Source organism: Georgenia sp. (assembly GCF_054605595.1).
Genome location: NZ_JBTSDU010000202.1, coordinates 1 through 3,302 on the forward strand (window position 1 = coordinate 1; position 3,302 = coordinate 3,302).

The following is a 3,302-nucleotide window of genomic DNA, read 5'->3' on the forward strand; positions in this document are numbered from 1 at the left end:
GGCCGAGCGGGTTCACCAGGCATAGAACGCATCGTCCACCGTGGTCGATTGAGGCACTGAGTGTGCCAGTCTGAAGTGGCCCCACCTGGAGCGGTTTTGATGCTCTGATTTGGCCCCACCCTCGACCTACTAGCCCTTACCGTCCGGATCGTCTGCCAAGGCGATCACGGGAGAGGTGAAGGCGTTGAAGGAGATGTCGAGAGTGGAGCAGTTCGAAAGTATCCGACGCGACCGGAGGGATGAAGACATGTCGATCCGGGCGCTGTCCGAGAAGTACCAGGTCCATCGCCGCACGGTCCGCCAGGCGCTCGGGGACGCGACGCCGCCGCAGCGGAAGGTCCCCGACCGCGCCTCGCCGGTCATGGGTGAGCACGTGGTCACGGTCCGGCGGTGGCTCGAGGAAGACAAGGGTGTGCCGCGCAAGCAGCGCCACACGGCCCGGCGGGTCTGGCAGCGCCTGGTCGAGGAGGAGGGGGCCGTGGTGGCCGAGTCGAGCGTGCGGGCCCTGGTCGGGCAGCTGCGCCGGGAGATCGCCGGGGCGCTGGCGGACGTCAAGGTCCCCCAGACCCACGCCCCGGCCGAGGAGGCCGAGGTCGACTTCGGGGAGTTCGGTGCGTGGGTCGGTGGGGTCTGGGTCAGGCTGTGGATGTTCATCCTGCGCCTGTCGCACTCGGGCAAGGCCGTCCATGTCGCCTACGCGAACCAGGCCCAGGAGTCCTTCCTCGACGGTCACGTGGTCGCCTTCGAGGCCCTGGGCGGGGTCCCGACCGGGATGGTCCGCTACGACAACCTGACCCCGGCGGTGATCCGGGTCCTGCTGGGCCGTGACCGGCTGGAGAACCCCCGGTTCATCGCCATGCGCTCGACGTACGGGTTCGACTCGTTCTTCTGCATCCCGGGCCTGGAGGGGGCGCACGAGAAGGGCGGCGTCGAGGGTGAGGTCGGCCGGTTCCGGCGCCGGCACCTGGTCCCGGTCCCGAAGTTCGAGACCCTGGCCGAGCTGAACGCGTTCATGGCCGCCGCCGACGCCAAGGACGACGACCGGCGCATCACCGGGCGCCTGGAGACGGTCGGGGCGGCCGCCGCCCGGGAGCTGCCCGGGCTGCGGGCCCTGCCCGTCGAGGCGTTCGACCCGGCCCAGACGCTCTCGTGCCGGGTCGACGCGCGGGCCCGGGTCTGCGTGCGGCAGTCCTACTACTCCGTCCCGGCCCGCTACGCCGGCCGGCGCCTGCAGGTCCGCCTCGGCGCCCGGACCATCACCGCGATCGGCGACGGCGCGGTGGTGGCCACGCACACCCGCTCGCTGCACAAGTACACCGAAGACCTCGTGCTGGATCACTACCTCGAGGTCCTGACCCGTAAGCCCGGTGCGCTGGCCGGGGCCACCGCCCTGGTCGCCGCGCGGGCGGGCGGGGCGTTCACCACGACGCACGAGGCCTACTGGAAGGCCGCGCGGGCCGCCCTGGGCGACAAGGACGGCACCCGGGCCCTGGTCGGGGTGCTGCTCCTGCACCGCACGGCCCTGCCCGCCGCCGACATCATCGCCGGGATGGAGGCCGCCCTGGTCATGGGGCGCTTCGACCCCGACCTGGTCGCCGTCGAGGCCCGCCGCACCGGCCTGACCACCGCGGCGGCGGCGGTGGTCGTGCCGGCGACCGCCCCGGCCGCGGCCCACCAGGGCCGGCCCGCGCCGTCCCTGCACGCCTACGACGAGCTCCTCACCGCCGGGGCCCGGGCATGAGCGCGCCCACCCCCACGGCACCGGCGCCGACCGCGTCGGTCACCGCCCTGACCGAGGCCGCCGCCGAGGCCGCGATCACCGTCGCGTGCCGGACCCTGTTCCTGCCCACGATCCGCACCCAGGCCGGCCCACTCGCCGAGGCCGCGGCCCGCGAACGCCTCACCCACAAGGCCTACCTCGCCGAGGTCCTGGCCGCCGAGTGCGACGACCGCGAATCACGCCGCCGGCTCCGGCGCGTCAAGGAAGCCAAGTTCCCCCGCACCAAACGCCTGGAGGACTTCGACACCGCCGCGATCACGGACCTGCCCCCGGCGACCCTGGCCCACCTCGCCACCGGGGCCTGGATCGACGCCGGCCAGCCCCTCGTCCTGCTCGGGGACTCCGGGACCGGCAAGACCCACCTCCTCATCGCCCTGGGCACCACCGCGGCCGAACAAGGCCGGAGGGTCCGCTACGTCACCACCGCCGCGCTGGTCAACGAGCTCGCCGAGGCCGCCGACACCAAACAGCTCTCCCGCGTCGTCGGCCGCTACGCCCGCCTCGACCTGCTCTGCCTGGACGAGCTCGGCTACGTCAGCCTCGACCCGCGCGGGGCCGAGCTGCTCTTCCAGATCATCACCGAACGCGAGGAACGCGCCTCGATCGCCTGCGCCACCAACGCCCCGTTCAGCGAGTGGGGCGCCACGTTCACCGACCCCCGCCTCGCCGCCGCCGTCGTCGACCGCCTGACCTTCAACGCCCACATCATCAACACCGGCACGGCCTCCTACCGGCTGCGGACCACCAGGGAGCGACGCGCATGAGACCCACGATCCGCACCGACGAGTACGCCGTGGCGGCGATCATCACCGCCGCCGAGACCCTCGCCGAGACCCGCGACCGAGCACGCACCGACATCACCTACCTCCAGACCCTGACCGAGCTCGCCGCAACCGCGACCGCGCTGATCACCACCACCATCGCCGGCATCGAGCCACACCGCCGCGACTGGGACGCGATCGCCACCGCCCTGGGCACTACCCCCGCCCAGGCACCCAACGACCATCAACCCCCGCCGAGCCTGACCACCGAGTTCTAACCGACCGTCCAGCCCCCGCGGCGAACACCCGCGGCGCTCGAACCACCGCCGTCACCCGGCGTCGCGCACGACCCCCACACACCCGGGGTGGGGCCAAGTCGGAGCATCACAGTGGGGCCAAATGGGGTTGTCATACTCAGACGTGGGTGTCACCGTCGAACAGGGCGTCAAGGCGCTGGGTCTGCTTCTCGGTGAGCAAGTCGGTACCGGTGTGCAGGGTCCGGCGGGCGGAGTAGAGCGGGTCGCCCTTGCGGCCGCGGTGCCCGCGGGTGTCCTGCTGGACGCGCCGCCGGCAGTCATCGAGCGCGTCACCGGCCAACCTGACTACGTGAAAGGGATCCATGACGGCGACCGCGTCGGGGAGCTCCTCGGCGGTGGCGGTCTTGAACCCAGAGAAGCCATCCATGGCCACGACCTCGACCGCGTCGCGCCAGGCCTGCGGGCGCTCGGCCAGCCACTGCTTGAAGGTCTGCTTGGAGCGGC

General features: G+C 72.3%; 3 protein-coding genes and 1 pseudogene. 3 read left to right on the top strand and 1 reads right to left on the bottom strand.

What is annotated here, in order from left to right; all coding sequences use genetic code 11:
- The first annotated feature begins 193 nt into the window (after positions 1-193).
- Genes istA through ACYC1Z_RS14785 form a run of 3 tightly spaced genes read left to right on the top strand, consistent with a single transcriptional unit; the run spans position 194 to position 2,819 of the window.
- Complete coding sequence (gene istA, locus ACYC1Z_RS14775; RefSeq protein WP_461410273.1) at positions 194-1,741, top strand: IS21 family transposase; 1,548 nt, start codon at positions 194-196, stop codon at positions 1,739-1,741.
- A complete protein-coding gene (gene istB, locus ACYC1Z_RS14780; RefSeq protein ID WP_461410274.1) occupies positions 1,738-2,544 on the top strand; it encodes an IS21-like element helper ATPase IstB in 807 nt (268 codons plus the stop codon). Before istA ends, istB begins: the two co-directional genes overlap by 4 nt.
- Entirely contained in the window at positions 2,541-2,819 is a 279-nt protein-coding gene (locus tag ACYC1Z_RS14785) for a hypothetical protein (protein WP_461410275.1), read from the top strand. Before istB ends, ACYC1Z_RS14785 begins: the two co-directional genes overlap by 4 nt.
- Positions 2,820-2,958: 139 nt before the next feature.
- On the opposite strand, the pseudogene ACYC1Z_RS14790 reads toward ACYC1Z_RS14785, so the two are convergent.
- Positions 2,959-3,302, bottom strand: a pseudogene (locus ACYC1Z_RS14790) (ISL3 family transposase); the annotation flags it as partial.

Coding starts and splice junctions, on each gene's coding strand:
- istA (WP_461410273.1), top strand. CDS start 194: ATGTCGAGAGTGGAGCAGTTCGAAAGTATCCGACGCGACCGGAGGGAT.
- istB (WP_461410274.1), top strand. CDS start 1,738: ATGAGCGCGCCCACCCCCACGGCACCGGCGCCGACCGCGTCGGTCACC.
- ACYC1Z_RS14785 (WP_461410275.1), top strand. CDS start 2,541: ATGAGACCCACGATCCGCACCGACGAGTACGCCGTGGCGGCGATCATC.